The sequence below is a fragment of the Nonomuraea sp. NPDC050680 genome (assembly GCF_040654555.1).
Taxonomy (GTDB): domain Bacteria; phylum Actinomycetota; class Actinomycetes; order Streptosporangiales; family Streptosporangiaceae; genus Nonomuraea.
The window spans coordinates 19,669-40,915 of sequence record NZ_JBFAIF010000021.1; the positions used below are offsets into that span (position 1 = coordinate 19,669).

Annotated in this window: 18 protein-coding genes; 9 read left to right on the forward strand and 9 right to left on the reverse strand. The window is 70.1% G+C overall.

The genetic code is table 11. From position 1 onward, the window contains the following. Positions 1 to 19: 19 nt before the first annotated feature. The gene (lon, locus tag AB0H88_RS42120; RefSeq protein WP_357654215.1) at positions 20 to 2,380 is read right to left on the reverse strand and encodes an endopeptidase La; all 2,361 of its coding nucleotides are present in this window, start codon (positions 2,378 to 2,380) and stop codon (positions 20 to 22) included. A gap of 169 nt (positions 2,381 to 2,549) precedes the next feature. On the opposite strand from lon, the gene AB0H88_RS42125 reads away from it, so the two are divergent. The 3 genes from AB0H88_RS42125 to AB0H88_RS42135 all read left to right on the forward strand — a co-directional run bounded on the left by AB0H88_RS42125 (position 2,550) and on the right by AB0H88_RS42135 (position 5,968). Further along, positions 2,550 to 3,863, forward strand: a complete 1,314-nt coding sequence (locus tag AB0H88_RS42125; protein ID WP_357654216.1) for a sensor histidine kinase — start codon at positions 2,550 to 2,552, stop codon at positions 3,861 to 3,863. Continuing rightward, positions 3,860 to 4,516, forward strand: a complete 657-nt coding sequence (locus tag AB0H88_RS42130; RefSeq protein WP_357654217.1) for a response regulator transcription factor — start codon at positions 3,860 to 3,862, stop codon at positions 4,514 to 4,516. Before AB0H88_RS42125 ends, AB0H88_RS42130 begins: the two co-directional genes overlap by 4 nt. Positions 4,517 to 4,606: 90 nt before the next feature. After that, a complete protein-coding gene (locus AB0H88_RS42135; RefSeq protein WP_357654218.1) occupies positions 4,607 to 5,968 on the forward strand; it encodes a phenylacetate--CoA ligase family protein in 1,362 nt (453 codons plus the stop codon). A gap of 471 nt (positions 5,969 to 6,439) precedes the next feature. On the opposite strand, the gene AB0H88_RS42140 is transcribed toward AB0H88_RS42135, so the two are convergent. Beyond that, positions 6,440 to 7,294, reverse strand: coding sequence for an SDR family NAD(P)-dependent oxidoreductase (locus AB0H88_RS42140; protein WP_357654219.1), 855 nt, complete (start codon positions 7,292 to 7,294; stop codon positions 6,440 to 6,442). 211 nt (positions 7,295 to 7,505) lie between these two features. Between AB0H88_RS42140 and AB0H88_RS42145 the strand changes: the two genes are divergently transcribed. The 5 genes from AB0H88_RS42145 to AB0H88_RS42165 all read left to right on the forward strand — a co-directional run bounded on the left by AB0H88_RS42145 (position 7,506) and on the right by AB0H88_RS42165 (position 12,460). Beyond that, a complete protein-coding gene (locus AB0H88_RS42145; RefSeq protein ID WP_357654220.1) occupies positions 7,506 to 8,132 on the forward strand; it encodes a TetR/AcrR family transcriptional regulator in 627 nt (208 codons plus the stop codon). Between the two features lie 230 nt (positions 8,133 to 8,362). Continuing rightward, a complete protein-coding gene (locus AB0H88_RS42150; protein WP_357654221.1) occupies positions 8,363 to 9,325 on the forward strand; it encodes an alpha/beta hydrolase in 963 nt (320 codons plus the stop codon). Positions 9,326 to 9,428: 103 nt separating this feature from the next. Next, positions 9,429 to 10,070, forward strand: a complete 642-nt coding sequence (locus AB0H88_RS42155) for a biliverdin-producing heme oxygenase (protein ID WP_357654222.1) — start codon at positions 9,429 to 9,431, stop codon at positions 10,068 to 10,070. Between the two features lie 236 nt (positions 10,071 to 10,306). Beyond that, positions 10,307 to 10,912: a TetR/AcrR family transcriptional regulator gene (locus AB0H88_RS42160; protein ID WP_357654223.1), complete on the forward strand. Its 606-nt coding sequence runs from the start codon at positions 10,307 to 10,309 to the stop codon at positions 10,910 to 10,912. 147 nt (positions 10,913 to 11,059) lie between these two features. After that, positions 11,060 to 12,460 carry an MFS transporter gene (locus AB0H88_RS42165; RefSeq protein WP_357654224.1) on the forward strand — a complete coding sequence of 467 codons (1,401 nt, stop codon included), beginning with the start codon at positions 11,060 to 11,062 and terminating at the stop codon, positions 12,458 to 12,460. On the opposite strand, the gene AB0H88_RS42170 is transcribed toward AB0H88_RS42165, so the two are convergent. Further along, positions 12,450 to 13,679 (reverse strand): cytochrome P450, encoded by a 1,230-nt coding sequence (locus AB0H88_RS42170; RefSeq protein ID WP_357654225.1) that lies wholly within the window; start codon positions 13,677 to 13,679, stop codon positions 12,450 to 12,452. The genes AB0H88_RS42165 and AB0H88_RS42170 overlap by 11 nt on opposite strands. 67 nt (positions 13,680 to 13,746) lie before the next feature. Between AB0H88_RS42170 and AB0H88_RS42175 the strand changes: the two genes are divergently transcribed. Next, on the forward strand, positions 13,747 to 15,141 hold the full coding sequence (locus tag AB0H88_RS42175; protein WP_357654226.1) for an FG-GAP and VCBS repeat-containing protein: 1,395 nt from the start codon (positions 13,747 to 13,749) through the stop codon (positions 15,139 to 15,141). A gap of 62 nt (positions 15,142 to 15,203) precedes the next feature. Here the strand turns inward: AB0H88_RS42175 and AB0H88_RS42180 are convergent, their stop codons facing one another. Genes AB0H88_RS42180 through AB0H88_RS42205 form a run of 6 tightly spaced genes read right to left on the reverse strand, consistent with a single transcriptional unit; the run spans position 15,204 to position 21,111 of the window. Continuing rightward, positions 15,204 to 16,730, reverse strand: coding sequence for a HAMP domain-containing sensor histidine kinase (locus AB0H88_RS42180; RefSeq protein ID WP_357654227.1), 1,527 nt, complete (start codon positions 16,728 to 16,730; stop codon positions 15,204 to 15,206). Positions 16,731 to 16,742: 12 nt separating this feature from the next. Further along, positions 16,743 to 17,435 (reverse strand): response regulator transcription factor, encoded by a 693-nt coding sequence (locus tag AB0H88_RS42185; protein ID WP_225291483.1) that lies wholly within the window; start codon positions 17,433 to 17,435, stop codon positions 16,743 to 16,745. Then, positions 17,432 to 17,974: a hypothetical protein gene (locus tag AB0H88_RS42190; protein WP_357654228.1), complete on the reverse strand. Its 543-nt coding sequence runs from the start codon at positions 17,972 to 17,974 to the stop codon at positions 17,432 to 17,434. The genes AB0H88_RS42185 and AB0H88_RS42190 overlap by 4 nt, the downstream gene beginning before the upstream one ends. Positions 17,975 to 17,996: 22 nt before the next feature. Beyond that, positions 17,997 to 19,274: an ABC transporter permease gene (locus AB0H88_RS42195; RefSeq protein WP_357654229.1), complete on the reverse strand. Its 1,278-nt coding sequence runs from the start codon at positions 19,272 to 19,274 to the stop codon at positions 17,997 to 17,999. Then, positions 19,271 to 20,002, reverse strand: a complete 732-nt coding sequence (locus AB0H88_RS42200) for an ABC transporter ATP-binding protein (protein ID WP_357654230.1) — start codon at positions 20,000 to 20,002, stop codon at positions 19,271 to 19,273. Before AB0H88_RS42200 ends, AB0H88_RS42195 begins: the two co-directional genes overlap by 4 nt. Continuing rightward, a complete protein-coding gene (locus AB0H88_RS42205) occupies positions 19,999 to 21,111 on the reverse strand; it encodes a biotin/lipoyl-binding protein (protein WP_357654231.1) in 1,113 nt (370 codons plus the stop codon). Before AB0H88_RS42205 ends, AB0H88_RS42200 begins: the two co-directional genes overlap by 4 nt. Positions 21,112 to 21,247 lie beyond the last annotated feature (136 nt).

Sequence of the window (21,247 nt, forward strand, 5' to 3'; positions counted from 1 at the left end):
GGGGCAGATGGGTGATGGGTCAGGCCGCGACCGTGGAGACGACCTGAGCCGGGGTCAGGGCGATGTCGAGGACCTCGCGCACGTCGCTGACCGGGTGGATCGTCAGCTCGTTGCGCACCTCCTCGGGCACGTCGTCCAGGTCCGGCTCGTTGCGGGCCGGAATGAGGACCGTGGTGATGCCCGCCCGGTGCGCCGCCAGCAGCTTCTGCTTGACGCCGCCGATCGGCAGCACCCGGCCGGTGAGGGAGATCTCACCGGTCATGGCCACGTCACCGCGTACCGTACGACCGGACAGGAGCGAGGCCAGCGCGGTCGTCAGCGTCACGCCCGCCGAGGGGCCGTCCTTGGGCACGGCGCCCGCGGGGAAGTGGACGTGGACCGAGCGGTCCTTGAACGCGGTGACCGGCAGCTCCAGCTCCGCGCCGTGCGAGCGCAGGTAGGAGAGCGCGATCCTCGCCGACTCCTTCATCACGTCGCCGAGCTGGCCGGTGAGCGTGAGCCCGGTCTCGCCGGTCTCCGGCTCGGCCAGCGACGCCTCGACGTAAAGGACGTCGCCGCCCGCGCCGGTGACCGCCAGGCCGGTCGCCACACCGGGCACCGAGGTGCGCTGGGTGGCCTCCGGCAGCGACGACTCCGGCACGAACCTGGGGCGGCCGATGTAGCCGACCAGGTCGTCCTCGCCGACCGTGACGGGCAGCTCGTTGTTGGCCGCGACCTTGCGCAGGATGCGGGCGACCGAGCGCTCCAGGGACCGTACGCCGGCCTCCCGGGTGTATTCGGCGGCCAGCCTGCGCAGCGCCGCGTCCTCGACGCCCACCTCGTCGGCGGTCAGGCCGGCGAGGTCGAGCTGGCGGGGCAGCAGGTGGTCACGGGCGATCGCGACCTTCTCGTCCTCGGTGTAGCCGTCGAGCGTGACGACCTCCATGCGGTCGAGCAGCGGCCCGGGGATGGCCTCCAGGACGTTGGCCGTCGCCAGGAACAGCACGTCGGACAGGTCCAGCTCGACCTCGAGGTAGTGGTCGCGGAACGTGTGGTTCTGCGCCGGGTCGAGCACTTCGAGCAGGGCCGCCGTCGGGTCACCGCGGTAGTCGGCGCCGACCTTGTCGACCTCGTCGAGCAGGACGACCGGGTTCATCGACCCGGCCTCGCGGATGGCGCGGACGATGCGGCCGGGCAGCGCGCCGACGTAGGTGCGCCGGTGGCCGCGGATCTCCGCCTCGTCACGGACGCCGCCGAGCGCGACGCGGACGAACTTGCGGCCCATCGCCCGCGCGACGGACTCACCCAGCGAGGTCTTGCCCACTCCGGGAGGCCCGGCGAGCGCGAGTACGGCGCCGCTGCGACGGCCGCCCACCACGCCGAAGCCCTTGTCCTGGCGGCGCTTGCGCACGGCCAGGTGCTCGATGACGCGGTCCTTCACGTCGGCGAGGCCGGTGTGATCGGCGTCCAGCACCGCACGGGCGCCGGTGATGTCGTAGTTGTCCTCGGTCCGCTCGTTCCAGGGCAGGTCGAGAACGGTGTCGAGCCAGGTACGGATCCAGCCGGTCTCGGGAGACTGGTCGGACGTACGCTCCAGCTTGTCGACCTCCTTGAGCGCTGCCTCGCGCACCTTCTCCGGCAGGTCGGCGGCCTCGACGCGGGCCCGGTAGTCCTCTTCCTCGGTCTCGGTGGAGTCGCCGTTGAGCTCCTTGAGCTCCTTGCGGACCGCGGCGAGCTGCTGGCGCAGCAGGAACTCACGCTGCTGCTTGTCCATGCCCTCCTGGACGTCCTTGCGGATCGTCTCGGCGACGTCGAGCTCGGCCAGGTGCTCGCGCGACCACTCGACCAGCCTGGCCAGCCGCTCGGCCGGATCGGCCGCCTCCAGCAGCTCGACCTTCTGGGCCGTCGTCAGCCAAGGGGTGTAGCCGGAGCTGTCGGCCAGGACCGACGGGTCGTCGATCTGGTTGACCTGGTCGACCACCTGCCAGGCGCCGCGCTTCTGCAAAATCGTGGTGGCCAGGGCCTTGTACTCCTTGGCCAGCTCCTGGGCGCGCTCACCGGCGGCGACGGCGTCGATCGTGATGGCCTCCACCCAAAGGGCGGCGCCGGGGCCGGTCGTGCCGGTGCCGACGCGCACGCGGTCGACGCCACGCACCACGGCGGCCGGCTCGCCGCCGGGTAGCCTCCCGACCTGCTCGACAACGGCCTGCACGCCGACAGCGCCGTAACGGCCGTCGATCCGGGGAACGAGAAGGACCTGTGGCTTGTTACCACCGGATGCCTGCGCCGCGTCTATGGCAGCCCGCACCTCGGAGTCGGACAGGTCCAGCGGAACCACCATGCCCGGCAGGACGACCTCGTCGTCCAGCGGCAGGACCGGGAGGATCAAGCTCTCACTCATACGAACTCCAAAGGGTTGAGTTATATGGACTCAAGTCATTAGAGCCCCTCATTGTTCCCAGCCTTGCCGATGTTCGCTCACGGCGATCGTAATTATGTAAGCCACCCCTACCTGAGGATGACGACCCAGGGTTGATGCCCGCCCGTCCACGCCCCCGTAGGGTGGTCGCGTGTTCTCGGCAGTCGTGCGTCCCTTCGCGCTGGCGCTGTATCTGGGCGACGCGGACCCGCCGCCGCCCCGGTCGCAGCGACTGCGCCTCCGGCTGCCCCTCGTCGGCGTCGTCGATCTGATTCCGATCGCCGGCATCGTCCTGGCCCTGATCCTTTACGGCACCACCCTGTCGCAGCTGATGGACTGGAACAGCACCAGCACCCGGCGGATGTCCGAGCCGCTGCTCTATTTCACCGCCGCGGCCATCTCCCTGCCGGTGACGATGCGCGACCGATGGCCGCTGGCGGCCTGGCGGGCGACCATGGTCATGCTGCCGGTCGTCCTCTGGGTGATCCGGGGGGTCGGCACGAGCGATCCGCCCTACATGCTCGGGCTGGCGGTGATGTACCCGTTGGTGACCTATTCGGTCGCCGTGCGCTGCGACCGCCGGATCACCGTCGCCGTGTGGGTGATCAGCTTCCTGACCGGGTGGATCATCGACCCCAACTCGCTCTACCTCGTCGCGATCATAGTGACGGTCGCCGCACTGTTCGGCTACAACGTGCGCGTCCGCCGCAACGCCACGGCCAGGCTCGCGGAGGAGGAGCGGCGCTCGCGGCTGGCCGAAGGCGCGCAGGCCGTGCTCGAAGAGCGCGCCAGGATCGCGCGGGAGCTGCACGACGTGGTCGCCCATCACATGTCGGTGATCGCCATCCAGGCCGAGGCGGTGCCGCTCAAGGCGGCCGGCGATCCCGTGCGGCTGGAGGCGGGCCTGGCCGAGATCCGCGGCCTGTCCCTGGAGGCCATCGCCGAGCTGCGCCAGGTGCTCGGCGTGCTGCGCGACCAGGACGGCCGCACCGACACCGCGCCGCAGCCCGGCCTCGACCGGCTGGACGAGCTCGTGTCCAACGCCCGCGCCGCCGGTCTCACCGTGGGGGTCGAGCTGCCGGATCTGCCGCATGGGGAGCTGCCGCCCGCCGTCGGGCTTTCCGCGTACCGGATCGTGCAGGAGTCGCTGAGCAACGCGATGCGCCACGCGCCCGGCGCCACGGTCGCGATCGTCGTGACACGCGACGACGACACGTTAGGGCTCCGCATCGCTGACGACGGCGGCTCCTCGCCAGGCGGGGCGCACGGTGGCGGCTCCTCGCCGCGTGGTGCGGACCGTGACGGCTCCCCGCCACGTGGTGCGGGCGGAGCCGGGCAGGGGCTGATCGGCATGCGAGAGAGGGCGGCGCTGCTCGGCGGCACCTTGGAAGCGGAACCGGTCGGAGACGGCGGTTTCCAGGTGGTTGCCACGTTACCGATCGCCGGGGCGGAGGAGACGGCGTGATCCGGGTGCTGATCGCGGACGACCAGGGGATGGTGCGCACCGGGTTCACGGTGTTCCTGAGCGCGCAGGCCGACATCGAGGTGGTGGGTGAGGCGGCCAACGGCGAGGAGGCGGTGCGGCGGGCGGCCGAGCTGCGGCCCGACGTGGTGCTCATGGACGTACGCATGCCGGTCATGGACGGGCTGACGGCGACCAGGCGGCTCCTGTCGTCGGGCGACGGCCCGAAGGTCCTCATTCTGACCACCTTCGACCTCGACGACTACGTCTACGAGGCGCTGCGGGCGGGGGCGAGCGGGTTCCTGCTCAAGGACGCCTCGGCTGTCCAGCTGGCCGAGGCCGTGCGGGTCGTCGCGGCGGGCGACGCCCTCATCGCCCCGGCGGTCACCAAGCGGCTGATCCACGAGTTCGCCCGGCTGGGCGCGCCCCGGGCGCCGACGGTCCGGCGACTGGCGGAGCTGACGGAGCGCGAGACGGAGGTGCTCGCGCTGGTGGCGCAGGCGATGTCCAACCAGGAGATCGCGGAGAAGCTGGTGGTGGCGGAGCAGACGGTCAAGACGCATGTGGGGCGGGTGCTGATGAAACTGGGGCTGCGCGACAGGGCACAGGCGATCGTCTACGCGTACGAGACGGGACTGGTACGCCCGGGCGACTGACGCGTTCGGGTGACTCCATCAGGGGCAGGCAGGCAGGGGCGGGCGAGTGACCGCGTGCGCGAACGGAAGGCAGGATCTACCGTCTGAGAAATGGACCCGCTTGCGCTTTTCCATCAGGTGTCCGCGTCGGTGCCCGCCTATGGGGAGTTCCTCGCCGAGCACGGTGTCAGTCCGGACCAGGTGTCGAGCATGGCCGACTTCGCGCGGTTGCCCCTGCTCACCAAGGACGGCTACCTCAACCGCCACCCACTCACCCGGCTCTGCCGCGACGGCGTGATCGGCGACATGATCGCGGTCTCGTCCGGTTCGACGGGCACGCCGTCGTTCTGGCCGCGTTCCGTGTCCGACGAGCGGGTGATCGCCGCGCGGTTCGAGGAGGTGTTCCGGGACTCCTTCGAGGCCCGGGAGCGCAGGACGCTGGCCGTGGTCTGCTTCGCGCTCGGCACCTGGGTGGGCGGGCTGTTCACCGTGGCCTGCTGCCGCCACCTGGCCGAGCGCGGCTACCCGATCACTGTGGTCGCTCCAGGCAGCGACAAGCGGGAGATCCTTCGCATACTCCCGCAACTGGCTCCGCACTTCGACCAGGTCGTCCTGCTCGGCTATCCACCCTTCCTCAAGGACGTCATCGACGCGGGACTGCCCTGGGCCAGGTGGAACGTCAAGCTCGTCACGGCCGGTGAGGTGTTCAGCGAGGAATGGCGCACGCTGGTGGCGGGCAGAGCGGGCATCGCCGACCCGGTGCGCGGCATCGCCTCCCTGTACGGCACGGCCGACGCGGGCGTGCTGGGCAACGAGACGCCGCTTTCGGTGGAGATCCGCCGGTTCCTGGCCGGACGCCCTGGGGCGGCGAGGGAGCTGTTCGGCGAGTCGCGGCTGCCGACGCTCGTCCAGTACGACCCGGAGGTCCGCTTCTTCGAAGAGCACGAGGGCACGCTGGTGTTCTCGGGTGACAATGGCATCCCCCTGGTCCGCTATCACATCGCCGACGAAGGCGGGATCGTGCCGTTCGAACGGATGTCGCGTTTCGTACGGCACCACGGCTTCGAGCCTTCGGCGAGCGGCCCGCCCCGGCCCTTCGTCTACGTTTTCGGGCGCAGCCACTTCACCGTGTCCTACTACGGGGCGAACGTGTTCCCTGAGAACATCTCCGTCGGGCTGCAGCAGCCGAAGGTCAGCTCGCTGGTGACCGGAAAGTTCGTCATGGAGGCGGTGGAGGACGACCGGCGCGACCGGCACCTGACGGTGACGGTGGAACTCATGCCCGGCGAGAAGCCGTCGGAGGAGACGGCCAGACTGGTAGGCGAGTCGATCCTCGAACAGTTGCTCCGGCTCAACAGCGAGTTCGCGGCCTATGTGCCGATGGCCCAGCAGGCACCGTTCATCCGGCTACGCGAACTGGGCGACCCCGAGTACTTCCCACCCGGCGCCAAACACCGCTACACCCGGGCGTGATGACCATCCCGGCAAGATGATCCAGACCGGCCGATCATGTCCACCGAACTGAATGCCGGGACCCGGAGGCGATAGCTTCGATCGGGTCGTGAGCTTGCCGTCGGCCAGGTGGTCGCTGTTGACGTGCACGCCGTGCGCGCGGAACAGAGGTTGACGGTGATCTTCTCGCCGCCGGTGAAGGTGATGGCGCCAGGCCGGTGCCCAAGCCCACCTCGATGCCCAGGGTCGAGGTGGCCGCGCAGATCCTCCACCACCTCCGGCTCGAACCCTCCGACACCGGAGTTACCAGCGCTGACATCGCCCGGAAATCTCTGGCCCGAAAGCTGTACGGCTGGCGCCAGCCGTACAGCTCACGCACTCGCGACCACGAACCGGGGAGGTGCCCGTTCAGGCACCCCTACCGAGCGCCGAACCTCGGCCGGGGGCGTGCATCGGGCCGAGAAGAACGACGCGGCTCAGATCTGGAAAGGCTCAAACCGCGGCCTGCTGGTCGGCCTTGCCGTGCGCCTCCATCGAAAGGTCCTGCCAGTCGTCCCACATCTTGAGCCGGTCGGCGTAGGCCTGCTGGATCATCGGGTGGAAGCCCTGGCCGAAGAGAATCCGCAGCGGTGGGTTGTCGGAGTCCACCAGCTTGAGCAACGCCCGGGCCGCCGCGGCCGGGTCGCCGGCGGGCAGCTTGCCGGCCATCGCGCCGAGGCGCTGGCGGAGGCCGTCGTAGGCCGGGTCGGGCTCGGCCACGTGACCGTTGTTGAGCGGGTCGGGGTTCTTGCCGGAGCGGGTGGCGAAGCCGCCGGGCTCGATGATGGTCACCTTGACACCGAAGCCGGCGACCTCGCCGGCGAGGGCCTCGTTCAAGCCCTCCAGGGCCCACTTGGAGGCGTGGTAGGCGCCGCCGAGCGGCATGGCGATGAGGCCGGCGGCTGAGGACAGCTGGATGATGTGTCCCGAGCGCTGCTCGCGCAGGTAGGGCAGCGCGGCCTGGACCACCCGCACCGCGCCGAACAGATTGGTCTCCAGCTGGTCGCGCAGCTGCTGCTCGGTCAGCTCCTCGACCGCGCCGACCTGGGCGTAGCCGGCGTTGTTCACGATGACGTCCAGGCGGCCGAAGTGCTCGGCGGCCCGCGTCACGCTCTCGAAGACGGCGGCCTTGTCGGTCACGTCCATCGCAAGCGGGAGCACCGCGTCGCCATAGGCGGCGACCAGGTCGTCAAGGCTCTCGGCCTTCCGGGCGGCCGCGGCCACCTTGTCGCCACGAGACAACGCTGCCTCGACGAAGCTGCGGCCCAGGCCGCGGGACGAACCAGTGACGAACCAGACCTTGCTCATGATGACCTTCCATTCTTCCGTTGCCGGCTGCCGGACACGAGACGCCGACGACCTGATCCCTGTGACAGGTACGGCTCTGTGATCTGCGCCATAAAAGTCTCCAGGTGTGCAGTCATTGCACTCTCGTGCAAGGACTGCACCAAGATATACTCATGCCGCGAACGGTCGTCAAGCCGGCCGCAGACCGACCCGAGGAATGACAGGAGGCACGATGACGAGTGACGAACCAGCCCGCCGCGGCGGACGCGAGGCGCAGCGCCGCCGCACCCGCAAAGCGATCGTCGACGCGGCGGCCCGCCTGAGCGCCGTCGGAGCAACGCCGTCCATCGACGAGATCGCGGCCGCCGCCGACGTGTCACGCCGCACGATCTACATGCACTTCCCGACCCTCGACCACCTGCTGATCGACGCGACGGCAGGCGCGCTCAACGAGCCCCCGGTCGAGGCGGCACTGGCCGACCCCGCAGTTGCCAACGATCCTGTAGCCCGCGTAGACGCCCTCATCCGGACACTGCTGGAGTACTCACCGCAATCCCTTCCTCTGGGCCGCCGGCTGATCCGTCTAACCGTCGATCCGGCGCCGACCGACGCTCAGGAGCGATCCACCCCGCGCCGGACTCGCCGCCGGGTGGAATGGCTGGAACAGGCCTGCGAACCACTCCGGAGCACCCTCAGCGAGGAACGGTTCCAGCGCATCATCTCGGCGCTGACCATCGTGGTCGGCTGGGAGGCGCAGATCGCCCTACGCGACGTCCGCGGCCTTGACCCTCAGGCCGAACAGGAGGCCATCACCTGGGCCGCACGTGCCCTGGTAGAGGCAGCGATCAAGGAAGGGTGACCTCCGCCAGGCTGCCCGTACAGCAGCACCTCCCAGTTGTCCCCGTGATGCGCCGAGACCTTCGCGGCTTCCGCTCGCGCACCGGGAGGGCACGGCCCAGATCGCCCGCCACGCCAACGCCCCATCCCCACCAAGCGCTTGCCGACGGCCGTGTCACCCCCAGGTACTACTGGAGAACTCAACCCCAGCGGTGACGCGGTCGACGGCCTCTCGTTCGTATCTTTCCGAGCATGCTCAGAATGCTCACGCTCGCCGGAAGTCTCGCGTTCGGCGCGGTCCTGGCACTGCCCGGCCAGCACAGTGGCCGGCTCGTGAAGGTCTACGGCGACCTGGCCACCGCCGATCGGGTCGCCATCGTGGTGCCCGGGGCCGACACTACGGTGGCCACCTTCGAAGCGAGTACGAAGCGGCCGGGAGGCGCGGCGCGGGCGCTGCTGGCCGAGGCCGCCAAGGTGGGCCACGGGGAGCGACTGGCGGTGATCGCCTGGCTCGGTTATGACGCGCCGCCTACGTGGAGCCTGGGCGCCATCACCGACACGGCGGCCGTCGAGGGGGCGAAGGCGCTGCGCCGTACGGTCATGGAGTTGCACGCGCGGACGTCCGCGCCGATCGCGTTACTGTGCCACAGCTACGGCTCGGTGGTGTGCGCCAAGGCCGGGCCGGACCTTCCCGTCGCGGATGTGGCGCTGTTCGGAAGCCCCGGCATCGACGCATCGTCTGGCTATGCATCGTCTGGCTATGCATCGTCTGGCCGGGCGCCGTCCAGCCACGCAACGTCAAGCCGCTCGCCGTCTGATCGTGCGCTGTCCGATCATCCGCCGTCCGATCATCCGCCGTCCGGCCGGGCGCCGTCCGCCCAGGGCCCGTCCGACGGGGCGGCGTCCGACCATCATTTGTCCGACGCGTCATATCGCCCGCCGTCCGACCACGGAGTGTCCGGCCTGGCGCCGTCTGTCACCAGGGTGTGGGCGGGCGTGGGTGGTAGCGATTGGATCAGGTTCGTGCCGAAGGTGAGGCTTGGGCCGCTCGGCTTCGGGGCCGACGCGCTGAGTCCCGGGTACGGGGCGCGGGTGTTTGAGGTGGGGCCCGGCGGGCACAGTGACTACTTCGCACCAGGCACGCCGTCGCTGCGCAATCTCACGCTGATCGCCCTTGGCCGCCCCGGTGACGTGACGGCTGCGGCACCAGCATGACAGGGTCGGGTTTAATGACAGAGTGTCGTCATCAACTTGACGAGCTCGTCCAGGGTTTGTGACACTTTGTCATGAAAGACCCGGCAACACATTGAGGTGAAGCGTGACGTCGTTCTCCGAGACCTTGAAGAACGCCACTTGGAGCGACCACGAGTCGGCCGAGGATGAGAGCTACCTCAAAGAGCTGATGGGCGGCCGATTGAGCGAGCACGCTTACGGCGAGCTCGTCGCCCAGCACTACTTCGCCTACCTCGCCCTCGACGGCGCCGCCAAGGCCCTGGCCGAACACCCGGTGGCCGGCCGGTTCGTCTTTCCGGAGCTCTATCGGGAGCAGGCGCTGGAGCGTGACCTGAAGACCGTCTACGGTGCCGGCTGGCGCGACCGGATCGTGCCCTCGAAGGCGACCCGGACCCTGGTGGCGCGGATCGAGCAGGTGGCCGACTGGCCGGGCGGCTACATCGCCCACCACTACACCCGCTACATGGGCGACCTGTCGGGCGGGCAGTTCATCCGGATGGAGCTGCAGAAGATCTACGGCTACCAGAAGGGCGGCGGGGTCGACTTCTACCTGTTCGACGAGGTCGGCAGCCTGCCCAGATTCAAGAACGAATATCGCGCCCGCCTCGACGCCCTGCCCTTCGGCGAGCGGGAGCAGCATCGCGTGATCGGTGAAGTCAAGCTGGCCTACCAGCTCAACACCGAGGTGCTCGGCGAGCTGCTCCACGTGGTCAAGGCCGTCGTATAGAGGACACACCGCACAACTGCCAGTGAAAGATGCGAGAGGACACGGGGTGCCGAGCGGGCCCCAGCGTCCGCCGCTGATGACAGCTGATCGCACCACCGTCCGAGGGCTGGTCCGCCGCTGGCAATACCTGATCGCGCCGTCTTCCATAGGCTGGTCCGTCCCACGCCACTCGTGCGCGAAGTCCGGCCTAGAGAAGTCCGCCTATAGCCGGATGGGCACCGGCCTACCATGGAGGCATGCCCCGCATCTCCGCAGCAACCATTGGTGAGCACCGAGCCCAGACGCGCGATCGCATCCTCGAGGCCGTCGCCCGCCTGTCGAGGGTGCAGGGGATCGACGCCATCTCCATGACGGACGTGGCGAACGAGGCCGAGATCACCCGGACCGTCCTCTACAACTACTACCCGGACAAGGCCGCCCTGCTGCTGGCCTTCACCGAACGGGTCACCAGCTACTTCATCGACAGCTACGAGCAGGAGCTGCCCGCCGTCGCCTCCCCCGCCGACCGGCTGCGGGTGTTCGTCCGGCTGCAGCTGACCGGCCTGCTCGCGCACCCGCATCCGGGAGCGGCGGATCTCAGCGCCGCCCTCGGCCCTGACGCCTACCAGCAGCTCGCCGAGCACGTGGCGCCCATGCAGCGCATCCTGGTGGGGATCCTGGAGAGCGGCATCGAGTCGGCCGATTTTCAAGTGGTCGACGTCGAGGCGACGGCCCGAATGATCATCGCGGTGATCGGCGCGGAGCGGGTGCCTCTGATCAGCGGCGCGGTCACCGTCGAGGCGGCGGGGGCATTGGTGACGGGCTTCGTGCTGAGGGCCCTGGGTAGCAGCACCTCTCCATGAACTTCTCCGCGAAGAGGCTGAGGGCTCTTCCTGGGCAGGCGCAGAGTGAGGCTCCGGCGGCCCCTGGGCAGCGCTGAGGGTCCTGGATAGGACTTCTTCAGGGAGGGCTGCCCGCTATGTACCAAAAGGGATGACAAGATTGCCCTCATGCACGACGACCATGTAGCGCTCAAGTCCGCCCGAGGGCGCTGGATCCTGGCGGCGACCGTGCTGGGCTCCGGGATGGCCCTGCTCGACAGCACCGTGGTGAACGTCGCGCTGCCCTTCCTCGGCGACGACCTCGACGCGGACATGGCCGGCCTGCAGTGGACGATCAACGCCTACACGCTCACCCTGGCCGGGCTGATCCTGTTGGGCGGCTCGCTCGGCGACCGCTACGGCAGGCGCAAGGTGTTCCTGATCGGCACGGTCTGGTTCGCGCTGGCCTCGGCGCTGTGCGGGCTCTCGCCGAACGTCGAGTTCCTGGTGGCCGCCCGCGCGCTGCAGGGCGTCGGCGGCGCGCTGCTCACCCCGGGGTCCCTGGCGATCATCCAGGCGTCGTTCGTCAGGGACGACCGGCCGCGCGCGGTCGGCGCCTGGTCGGGACTGGGTGGAGTGGCCGCCGCGATCGGTCCGCTGCTGGGCGGGGTGCTGGTGCAGACGGCGGGCTGGCGGTGGGCGTTCCTGCTCAACCTGCCGGTCGCGGCGCTCGTCGTGCTGGTCACGCGGCGGCACGTGCCCGAGAGCAGGGACGAGCAGGCCGCGGGCCGGTTCGACGTACTGGGCGCGGTGCTGGCGGCGCTGGCCCTGGCCTGCCTCACCTACGGCCTGATCGAGAAGGGCGCGGCGATCCCGCTGGTCGTGGGGGTGGCGCTGGGCGCGGCGTTCGTGGTGCTGGAGAAGCGCAGGTCCCCCGACGCGCTGGTGCCGGTGAGCATCTTCCGTGATCGGGTCTTCACGGCCGTGAACGTCGTGACGCTGATCATGTACGCGGCGATGGGCGTCGTCTTCTTCCTGCTCGTCGTGCAGTTGCAGGTGGTGTCCGGGTTCAAGGCGACCCCGGCCGGGCTGTCGCTGCTGCCGACGACGATCCTGATGCTGCTGCTGTCGGCGCGCGCCGGCGAGATGGCCAAGCGCTACGGCCCGCGCTGGCCCATGACGATCGGCATCCTGGTGGCCGGCCTCGGGTTCCTCTGGATGAGCACGATCGGCTTCGGCGCCTCCTACGTTCTTCAGGTCCTGCCCGCGGTCACGGTGTTCGGGCTCGGTCTGTCGGCGGCGGTGGCGCCGCTGACCGCGACCGTGCTGGCCACCGCCGAAGAGCGCCACGCGGGTACGGCCAGCGGCGTCAACAACGCGGTGGCCCGCACCGGCAGCCTGCTCGCGGTGGCCGCGGTGCCGCCCCTGGTCGGCCTGGTCGGCGACGCCTTCAAGAACCCGCCCGTCTTCAACGCGGGCTTCCACACCGCGATGCTGATCAGCGCCGCGATGATGGTCGTCGCGGCACTGATCACCTTCCTGACGATCAGAAGGAACATCCTGGCCACGGAGGGGCAGGTCAGAAGGTGAACCCCTGACTGCGGACGCTGTTGTCGAAGTTGGACAGCAGCAGCTCCGGCTCGCCGACCGAGCGGATCTCCGGCAACCTGGTCAGCAGCACCCGGAACATCGTCCGCATCTCCTGCCTGGCCAGGTTGGCGCCCAGGCAGAAGTGCGGGCCCGGCCCGCCGAAGCCGACGTGCGGCTTGGTCTCGCGGGTGATGTCGAAGCTGTCGGCATCGGGGAAGACCGTCTCGTCGCGGTTGGCCGAGCCGTAGAAGAGGACCACCTTGTCGCCCTTCTTCAGCTCCAGGCCGCGCAGGGAGTAGTCCTGGGTCAGCGTGCGCCGGAACTGCATGATCGGCGACACGTAGCGGACCATCTCCTCGATCGCGTTGCCGATGCGGCCGTCGAAGTCCTCCATCAGCAATTCGCGCTGCGCGGGGTTGTCGGTGAGCAGCTTGATGCCGTGGGCCATCGTGTTGCGCGCGGTCTCGTTGCCCGCCACCAGGAGCAGGGCGAAGAAGGAGCCGAGCTCGCGGTCGGTGAGCTTCTCGCCGTCGGGGTTGGCGGTGACGAGAAGGGACACCAGGTCGCCTTGTGGATCGGCGGCCCGCTCGTGTCCCAGCTTGATCACCATGCGCTGGAGTGCGAGGAGGGCCAGCATGTTCTGGCCGGCGAGCTGAACGCTGCGGACCAGGCTGGGGCGTACGCCGGTGTAGGCGGTGGAGACGTCGACGTGTTCGTGGACCTTCGCCCGTAGGTCGTCGGGGATGCCCATCATGTCGCAGATGACGTGGATAGGGAGCCGGGCCGCGACCTGGCCGACGAAGTCGCGCGGGCCCTGCTCGATGACGTCGTCGACGATCCGCCGGCACGCGGCCTCGATGTCGTCCTGCAGGCCGGAGAGCATGCGCGGGCTGAACGAGCGGGTGACGATGCGACGCAACCGGGCATGGCGCGGGTCGTCCATGTTGACCATCGACTCGCCGAACACCTGCTTGACCCAGCCGGGCGGCTCCGGGTTGGTGACGGCGGGCTCGCTGGAGAAGACCTTGGCGTCGCGGCTGGCCTCGACCACGTCCGCGTGCCTGACCAGGGCGTAGAAGCCGCTGCCGGACCGGAGGAAGGGCACCTTCTTCTCCGGGAAGAACACTGGATGCTCTAATTGCCGGAGTCTGGCGAACGCCTCATGCCGGGTCTTGGGGGACTGGCGCCAGAAACCCAGATCCGCGAGGTCGATGTCCACCCGCCTATCCTGGCACGTTCCCGTGGCGTTAAGACCTGGTTCGGTCGGGGCGGAAATACCTACCAGTATGAACGCACTGCTAGCCGCCTGCCTGGTTCTTCCCCTCGTTTCGGGTACGAGCCACGCCGCGGCTCCGTCGTGTGGCGGATCCCCTTCCGACTTCGACGACGACGGCCGTCCCGATCTGGCGGTGGCCGCCCCCTACGACAACCGGCGGGCCGGCTCCGTGACGGTGGTCTACGGCAGCGGGCGCAAGGAGAAGCTGACCCAGGAGGGCGCCGAGCCGGGTGACTCGTTCGGCTCGGCTCTCGCGGTCGGCGACTTCAACGCGGACGGATGCGCCGACCTCGCGGTGGGCGTGTCAGAGGAGTTCGTGGGCGAGCGCGTGCCGGGGGCCGACGGCAACGGCGTCGTCGAGCTGTTCCACGGCTCGCCCACGGGCCTGCGGCGGGGCAAGGAGCTGGCGCCGGCGAAGCCGTCGAGCGACCGGTTCGGGGCCTCGCTGGCCGCCGGTGACTTCGACGGCGACGGACGCGACGAGCTCGCGGTGGGCGCCCCTGGCCACCGTACGGGCGGGGGCGTCACGATCTACTGGATGAAGGGCCGCAAGCCGTACCAGATCACTCAGAAGACCTCCTGGGTACGGCAGGCGGCGAACGTGACGGACCAGTGGGGCGCGGCCCTGGCGACCGGCGACTTCAACGGTGACGGGCGGGCCGAGCTGGCCGTGGGCGCGCCCGCCGACAGCGTCACCCAGGACGGTCAGGGCTCCGTCACCGTCATCGACGTGCGGGGCCGGCGGGCCGGGCTCCTGACCCAGAGCAGCCCCGGGATCAAGGGCTCGGCGGAGAAGTGGGACGCGTTCGGGGCGGCGCTGACGACCGGCGACTTCGACGCCGACGGGCACGACGACCTGGCCGTCGGCGTACCCGGCGAAGGACTGAGCGCCAACCAGCGGGCGATGGACTACGGCGACGGGGCCGTGCACGTCCTGTACGGGAGCGGGAGCGCGCTGCTGCGCGGCGCCCGGTCGGAGATGTGGACGCAGCGGCTGCTCAAGGGCACGCCCCGGTACTACGACCGGTTCGGCGCCGCGCTGGCGGCCGGGGACTTCAACGGCGACGGCGACGACGAGCTGGCCGTCGGCGTACCCGGAGAAAAGGGGGTGCAGGTGCTGGCCGGGGCCAGGAAGGGCGGGCTGACGAAGGACGGCGACCTGCTCATCAAGGGCAAGGGGCGCGACTTCGGCGCGTCCCTGGCCGCGCTGCCCGCGCTCGGCGGGCGCTACCGGCAGCTCACCAAAGAGCGTCCGCTGTACGGGCTGGTGGTGGCGGCGCCGGACCAGGGCAAGGTGCTGTACGTGCCCGGCTCGCGCCAGACGGGCCCGAGTCCCGGCCTGCTCCCGGGGAAGGTCCGCGCGCTGAGCAGCGGCCCCGGCCTGTACGGCTACGCGTTCGGCTGAGGCGGAGGCTGAGGCTGAGACTGAGGCTGAGACTGAGGCTGAGGCGGAGCTCCAGCCTCAGGCTAGGACTCGTGCCGTTGAGCCCCAGCCTGCCCGCTCGTCTGACGCTGAGGCCGGGTGGCCGGGGACGAGGGGGCGAGCGGGAGCGTGACGCGGAAGGTGGCGCCCTTGCCCGGCACGCTCGACGCGGAAACGCTGCCGCCGTGCGCCTCGACGAGGGTGGCCGCGATCGACAGCCCCAGCCCGGCACCGCCGGAGCTGCGCGCCGGATCGGCCCGGTAGAACCGCTCGAACACCCGCTCGGCCACCTCCGGCGAGAACCCCGGCCCCTCGTCGGCCACCTCGACGACGGCCTGCCCGTCACGCGCGCCGACCCCGACGGTGAAGGCCGTGCCCGGCGGTGTGTGGCTGAGCGCGTTGCCGACCAGGTTGCCCAGCACCTGCCCGAGCCGCGGTTCGTCACCGGTCACGAACACCGCCCCCTCGCTCCCGTACAGCATGACCAGCTCGATCTTCCGGTCCGGAGCGAGCGTCTGGGCGTCGATCACCGCGGTGGCCGCGAGGCTGAGCACGTCGACGGGCTGTTCGCCGAGCTCGCGGCGCTGGTCGAGCCGGGCCAGCAGCAGCATGTCCTCCACCAGCAGGCCCATCCGCGCGGCCTGGCCCTCGATCCGGCTCAGCAGCCGGGTCGCCTCCGCCAGGTCCTTGTCCGCCCCGAGCCGGAACAGTTCGGCGAACCCCCTGATCGAGGTGAGCGGGGTCCGCAGCTCGTGCGAGGCGTCGGCCATGAACCTGCGGGTCAGCTCCTCCGAGCGCCGCGCCGACCGGGCCGACTCGCGCGCCGACTCGGCCGCCGCCTCACGCTCGCGCACGGCCACCTCGATGCGGGCGAGCATGCCGTTCAGGGCCCGGCCGAGCTTGCCGACCTCGGTGGTGGCCGACCAGAGCGGCACCCGGCGGGACAGGTCGCCGTCCGCGATGTGGCGGGCGGTCCGCTCGATCTCCCCCAAAGGGCGCAGGCTTCGCCGTACGAGCCAATAACAGGCGAAGCCGAGCACCACGAGGGTCCCGCCGCCGCCGACCGCCACGATGAGCAGCAGCTGGGAGACCGTGTCGTCCAGGTCGCCCAGGCTGATCGCGATGATCCTGCTGTCGCCGTCGCGGCCCGGCATGGCCACGGCCCGCCAGTAGGGTCCCTGCGGGTCCTGCGAGTCGACGGTGAAGGGCTGCCCGGCCATGAGCGCGACGTCGGCGCTGGTAAGCCTCGGCAGCCTGGGGGTGTGCGTCTCGGTCGACTCGGTCATGGTCCGGATCTTGGCGCCGGTGGAGTCCACCAGCACCGAGTGGAACAGGCCGAAGAAACGCTGCGGGCGTGGGCCCGGCTGTGGCTCAGGAGGCGGCGGAGCGCCCCGCCACGACACGCTGGCGGCACGCAGCTGCTGGTCGACGCGCTCGACGAGATAGCCGCGCAGCAGCCGTACGGCGAACAACCCGGTCAGCGTGATGGCCAGCGTGACCATCAGCAAGGTGGCCGAGACGAGCCGCAGCCACAGCGGCGTCCGCGCGAGATACCTCCTCAGTCCTGCCATGCGGAGCCGGGATCAATCCTTGGGCGGGCGCAGGATGTAGCCGACGCCACGCAGCGTGTGCAGGTATCTCCGCTCGCCGGTGTCGATCTTGCGGCGCAGATAGGAGACGTACGACTCGACGAGCCCGACGTCGGTGCGCCAGTCGCCGTTCCAGACGTGGTCGAGGATCTGCGTCTTGGACAGCACCCGTCCCGCGTTGAGCATGAAGTAGAGCAGGAGCCGGTATTCGGTGGGCGACAGGCGCACCTGGACGCCGTCGCGCCACACCTCGTGCGTCTCCTCGTCCAGCTCCAGGTCGGCGATGCGCAGCCGGTTCGGTGGCGGGGCGCCCCGCCGGGTCCGGCGCAGCACCGCGCGGATGCGGGCGATGACCTCCTCCAGGCTGAACGGCTTGGTCACGTAGTCCTCGCCGAGCCCGAGCCCGGCGAGCCGGTCCTCCGGCGTGTCCTTGGCCGTCACGAACAGCACCGGGACCCGGCGGCCGCGGGAGCGCAGCCTGCCCGCGACCGCCAGGCCGTCCAGGTCGGGCAGCATGACGTCCAGCATGACCAGGTCGGGCGTGCTCTGCTCGGCGACCCGCAGGGCCTCCTTGCCGTCGGCCGCCGTGAGCACCTCGAACCCGGCCATCCGCAGGCTGGCGGAGAACAGCTCCCTGATGTTGGGCTCGTCGTCCACCACCAGCAGCCTGGCCTCCGGCTCGGTCATCTGCCGACTCCCCCCTGGCTGATCGAGGTGGCGGCCACCGAGCCGTCCCCGCCCTTCTCGCCGCGGACCACGACGTTGGTGCCGGCTCGCAGGTCGGCCAGCTTGCCCGGCTTGGTCACCTGGACCGTGGTCGCCTCGGTGGTGGTGACCGTGACCGTGGAGCCGTCCATGGTCTTGACGTAGATCTTGCCACCTTCGACCTTCTCGACCGTGCCCACGGTGCCGCCGCCCGCCCCGCCCATCCTCTGACCGTAGCCGCCCGGCATCTGCTGCCGGCCACCTGGCTGCTGACCGTACCCGCCCGGCTGCCTGCCCTGCTGGCCGTACCCACCGGGCAGCTGCCGGCCGCCCGGCTGCATGGCGGCGGCCGTGGCGGGCGCGCCCAGCGCCTTCTGCGCCTGGATGCCGATCACCACCCCGGCCACCAGCACCACGCCCGCGATCAGAGCGAGCGTCACCTTCGACAGCGGCTTCCGCGGCTGGACGGCCAGCTCGCTGTCCAGATCTTCCGGATACGGCGAGCCGTCGAGTTTGGCCATTTCTGTCTCCTTCGGGGGTCCGTCACTCATGGCGCAGGGCCTGGATCGGCCTCAACTTGGCCGCCCTGTTGGCGGGATAGCTGCCGAAGAACAAGCCGATGCCGACGGAGACGCCCAGCGCGAGCGCGACCGACGACGGTACGAGCACCGGCTGGATGCCCGCGACGGTGAAGCGGGTGCCCAGGAACGCCACCAGCACCCCGGAGAGCCCGCCGACCAGGCTGAGCAGCGTGGCCTCCATCAGGAACTGGCCCAGGATCGCGCTCCTGGGCGCGCCGATGGCCTTGCGGATGCCGATCTCCCTGGTCCGCTCCGTGACGGTCACCAGCATGATGTTGGTGATGCCGATGCCGCCGACCAGCAGCGAGATCGCCGCGACCGCGCCGAGCAGCACGGTGAACGTGCCGGTCGCCGCGCTGACGGTCTCCTGAAGGGTGGCCTGGTTGAGGATCCGGAAGTCGGCCGAGGCGGTGCCGGTGATGCCGTGCCGCTGGTTGAGGATGGCCGTGACCTCCGACTGCGCCGACTCCGTCGCCGTCGAGCCGCCGGCCTGCACGACGATGGAGCTGAGCGAGCCGAACCCGGTCAGGCTCTGCTGTACGGCCGGCAGCGGCGCGATGGCCACGTCGTCGGCGTCCTGACCGCCCGTCGATCCGGTCTCCTTCAGCACGCCGACCACCGTGAACGGCACCCCGGAGACCGTCACCTGCTTGCCGATCGGGTCGAGGGCGCCGAACAGCTCCTCGACCACGGTCTGCCCGAGCACCACGACCTTTCGGGCGGCCAGCACGTCGTCGTTGAAGAAGTACGTGCCCTTGGTGACCGGCTTGTTCGTGGCCTCGAAGTAGCTCGGGTAGGTGCCGACGAGCTGAGCGATGGAGTGGCTGGCCGCCCCATAGGTGGTGGCGGCCGAGGAGGCGGTCACGACCGGCGAGACCGACTTGACCGACGGGGCCACCGTCTTGTCGGTCAGGGCCTTGGCGTCGGCGAGGCTGAGCTCCCTGGCCTGGGTACGCGGGCCGGTGTTCTGCTGCGCGCCGCCGGGCGCCCCGCCACCGCCGCCCCGCCCGAACCCGCCGCCGCCTCCGCCACCGCCCGCGAAGGACTGGGAGATCGTCAGCGTGTTGGCGCCGAGCCGCTGGATGTTCTTCGTGATGCTCTGCGAGGAGCCCTCACCGACGGCGACGAGCATGATGACCGCGGCGACGCCGATGAGGATGCCGAGCGTGGTCAGCGAGCTGCGCATCTTGTTGGCCAGCAGCCCGCGCAGGGCGAAGCGCAGGACCTCGAACTGGTTCATCGGGCGACCTCCGCCATCCGCGGCGGCGGCCCGTCGATCGGGCCCTGCCGGACGTCTTCCACGATCTCGCCGTCCACCAGCCTGATGACCCGCTTGGCGTGCGCCGCCACGTCGTTCTCGTGCGTGATGAGCACGATCGTGCGGCCCGACTCGCTGAGCCTGTCCATGATCTCCAGTACGTCCTGCGTGGAGGCGGTGTCGAGGTTGCCGGTCGGCTCGTCGGCCAGCAGCAGGGCGGGGACGGTGATGAGCGCCCTGGCCACGGCCACGCGTTGCTGCTGGCCGCCGGAGAGCTGGTTGGGCTCGTGGTGGACGCGGTCCGACAGGCCGACCTGCTCCAGCGCGGCCAGCGCGCGCCTGCGCCGCTCAGCCTGGCCGATGCCGCCGTAGACCAGCGGCAGCTCGACGTTGGCCAGCGCGCTCATGCGCGGGATCAGGTTGAAGGACTGGAAGACGAAGCCGACCCGGCGGTTGCGCAGCTTGGCGAGCTGGTGTTCGTCGAGCTGCCCGACGTCGGCACCGTCGATCAGGTAGCGGCCGGTGGTGGGCACGTCCAGGCAGCCGAGGATGTTCATCAGCGTCGACTTGCCGGAGCCGGAGGCGCCCATGATGGCGAGGTAGTCTCCCTGCTCGACGTCGAGGTTCACCCCGCGCAGCGCCCGTACTCTGGCCTCGCCCTCGCCGTACTCCTTGACCAGGTTCTGCACGCGTAGGACGGGAGTGGTCATCGCCCGCCTCCCGGCACGCCGCCGCCACCGGGGAAGCCGCCGCCGAAGCCGCCCTGCCGCTGGTTGTTGCCGGTGCCCGTGGTCGTGGTGGCCGGCGGGACGATCTGGTCGCCTTCGGAGAGGCCCGACTTGATCTCGGTCAGCGAGGCGCCCTGTACGCCCACCTCGACCGGGGTTCGGACCTGCTGGCCGTTCTTGAGCAGGGTGACCGTGTTCTGCCCGCCGCTGGTGGAGATCGCGGTGGAAGGTACGGAGATGACGTTCTCCGCCTCGCCGGTCACCACCTCCACGGTGGTGGTCTGTCCGAGTCGCACCTGTTTGGGGACCTTGGTGAAGGAGATCGTCACCGGATACTGCACGACGTTGTTGCTGGTGGCGGCGACCGGCTCGATCTGGGTGACCTTGCCGGTGGCGGTGACGCCCGGCAGCGCGTCGAAGGTGACGGTGGCCGCCTGGCCGACCTTGAGCTTGCTGACGTCCGACTCGGTGAAGGTACCGACCAGCTGGAGCTTGCCGGTGTCGGCCAGGTCGATGAACCCGGACCCCGATCCGCTGCCCGACTGGCTGCCGCTCTGCCCGCTCTGGCCGGTGCTCTGCGTGGCGGAGGTGCCGGAGGACGTACCGGATCCGTTGGAGGAACCGCCGACGGCGCCGTTGACGGCCGTGACCGTGCCGCCGAACGGCGCTCGCAGCACCGTCGCCGCGGCCGTCCGCTGGGCCTCGCGGTAGGCGTTGCGCGCCTTGATGTAGGCGGCGTAGAGCTGGGCGGTCGAGGTCCCGTCGTCGACGGCGCTGTTGTACGTGGCGCGGGCGGCCGACAGGCTCTCCTGCGCGGCCGCGTCGTCGAGCCTGGCCAGGATGTCGTCCTTGCGAACCTTGTCACCGGCCTTGACGTAGACGTGCTCGACCGTGCCGCTCGTGCCGAACGTGAGCGCTCTGCTCTTGGAGCTCTCCACCGCCCCCGAGGCGGACACCGAGGCGGTCACGGTGCCGCGTCCGGCGGTCACCGTGCGGGTGGTCGTCTCGCTCGCCACCTGGCCCGTGCCGAGCTGGGCGTACGCGAACGCGACCCCGCCCAGCAGGAGCACGCTCAGGGCTCCGTTGGTCATCAGCGCTCTGCGCCTTGTCGACACCTTCACAGGCGGTGACCCTTGCACACCAGTCTGCGCTGCAGATGCGAGCTAGCTGAAGGTTCGCTGACAAAAGCGGAGCATACGGAGACACACAGACAACTCTGAGCCCGCT

Excerpts from the sequence above, each read along its gene's own strand:
- AB0H88_RS42180 (WP_357654227.1), bottom strand. The coding sequence starts at position 16,730 with ATGGCAGGACTGAGGAGGTATCTCGCGCGGACGCCGCTGTGGCTGCGG.
- AB0H88_RS42135 (WP_357654218.1), top strand. The coding sequence starts at position 4,607 with ATGGACCCGCTTGCGCTTTTCCATCAGGTGTCCGCGTCGGTGCCCGCC.
- AB0H88_RS42145 (WP_357654220.1), top strand. The coding sequence starts at position 7,506 with ATGACGAGTGACGAACCAGCCCGCCGCGGCGGACGCGAGGCGCAGCGC.
- lon (WP_357654215.1), bottom strand. The coding sequence starts at position 2,380 with ATGAGTGAGAGCTTGATCCTCCCGGTCCTGCCGCTGGACGACGAGGTC.
- AB0H88_RS42175 (WP_357654226.1), top strand. The coding sequence starts at position 13,747 with ATGAACGCACTGCTAGCCGCCTGCCTGGTTCTTCCCCTCGTTTCGGGT.
- AB0H88_RS42185 (WP_225291483.1), bottom strand. The coding sequence starts at position 17,435 with ATGACCGAGCCGGAGGCCAGGCTGCTGGTGGTGGACGACGAGCCCAAC.
- AB0H88_RS42165 (WP_357654224.1), top strand. The coding sequence starts at position 11,060 with ATGCACGACGACCATGTAGCGCTCAAGTCCGCCCGAGGGCGCTGGATC.
- AB0H88_RS42205 (WP_357654231.1), bottom strand. The coding sequence starts at position 21,111 with ATGACCAACGGAGCCCTGAGCGTGCTCCTGCTGGGCGGGGTCGCGTTC.
- AB0H88_RS42140 (WP_357654219.1), bottom strand. The coding sequence starts at position 7,294 with ATGAGCAAGGTCTGGTTCGTCACTGGTTCGTCCCGCGGCCTGGGCCGC.
- AB0H88_RS42160 (WP_357654223.1), top strand. The coding sequence starts at position 10,307 with ATGCCCCGCATCTCCGCAGCAACCATTGGTGAGCACCGAGCCCAGACG.
- AB0H88_RS42190 (WP_357654228.1), bottom strand. The coding sequence starts at position 17,974 with ATGGCCAAACTCGACGGCTCGCCGTATCCGGAAGATCTGGACAGCGAG.
- AB0H88_RS42200 (WP_357654230.1), bottom strand. The coding sequence starts at position 20,002 with ATGACCACTCCCGTCCTACGCGTGCAGAACCTGGTCAAGGAGTACGGC.
- AB0H88_RS42150 (WP_357654221.1), top strand. The coding sequence starts at position 8,363 with ATGCTCAGAATGCTCACGCTCGCCGGAAGTCTCGCGTTCGGCGCGGTC.
- AB0H88_RS42195 (WP_357654229.1), bottom strand. The coding sequence starts at position 19,274 with ATGAACCAGTTCGAGGTCCTGCGCTTCGCCCTGCGCGGGCTGCTGGCC.